This is a genomic window from Kitasatospora sp. NPDC007106 (assembly GCF_040634455.1).
GTDB lineage: Bacteria > Actinomycetota > Actinomycetes > Streptomycetales > Streptomycetaceae > Kitasatospora > Kitasatospora arboriphila.
In genome coordinates this window covers 1-1,043 of sequence record NZ_JBEYFP010001454.1, presented here as the reverse complement: position 1 = coordinate 1,043, position 1,043 = coordinate 1, and the positions used below count along the sequence as shown (strand labels likewise).

1 protein-coding gene is annotated in these 1,043 nt (G+C 77.0%); it reads right to left on the bottom strand.

Features of this window, described 5'->3' with window-relative positions; genetic code table 11:
- Positions 1 to 126: 126 nt before the first annotated feature.
- Positions 127 to 1,043, bottom strand: a 917-nt coding sequence (locus ABZ641_RS39240) for an iron-containing redox enzyme family protein (RefSeq protein WP_359989527.1), incomplete at its 5' end; no start/stop codon positions are given.

Sequence of the window (1,043 nt, the reverse complement as noted above, 5' to 3'; positions counted from 1 at the left end):
GCGGCGACGGTGTGGCCAGCCGCGTCCAGCGCCGCGGTGATCTGCCGGGCGAGCCGGGCCGGCCGGTCCAGCCGGCTGCCGGGGGAGGGACGGTCGGACACGGTCGGCTCCTCGCACGAACGGCCGTCAGGCCGGCGGGCCGTCGCCGAGCGGTACCCGCAGCGAGCTGCGGCCCCGGCCCCAGGCATCCAGCAGATGCCCGGCCAACCGGTCCTCGACCGCGCCGGTGGCGGCGATGCCGAAGGCGATGTCCGCGGCCAGCGCCGGGTCGCCGGCCACCAGCGGCTCCAGCACGGTGCGCCGCACCAACTGCTCGTGGACGGCGTCGGCCACCACGTGCTCCCGGTAGAACAGCGTGCCGTCCGGGGAGGCGCCGAGGCGCTCCAGCGCACGGGCCAGCCGGGCCGCCCCCGGCGGGGAGGTGATCTCGACCGCGGCGAACTGGCCGACCGCCGCGCCGCGCAGCGCCCGGTGCAGCCCGAACAGCGACATCAGGTTGACCACCGCCAGGGCGGGGGCGGGGACGGCGTCCAGGTAGTGGCCGTAGCGGGTGTCGAGGCCGAGGTCGGCCATCATCCGCCCGAACAGCAGCGCATGCGCCCGCTCGGGCCGCCCCGACCCGTACTCGTCGTACTGCACGGTCATCAGGGCGGCCTTCGCCGGGTGCGGCAGCCGCGGGACGGCCCACAGCTGCGGGTCGGCCTCCTTCAGGTGGTAGAGCGACCGGTGCACCACGTACTCCCGGGCCTGCCAGCGCTCGCCGCGCTCCAGCAGGTGGAACGAGGGCCCCGTCCCGTCCGGCGGCTCCACGAGCAGATCGGCGACCACCCCGTCCAGCGGGCCCGGACCGCCCACCGCCCCGCGCAGCGCCGCGAGGAACGCCGCCTCCAGCCGGGCGCGCAGCGCCAGCAGACCGGTGTCCCACTCCCAGGCCGGATCGACCCCGTGGAACCCCTGGTAGTGGAGCTCGTAGCAGACGTACAGGGCCAGCTGCGCGTCCTCGCCCCACGGGTCCCCGACGTCCGCCGGGCAGCCGGGCCCGG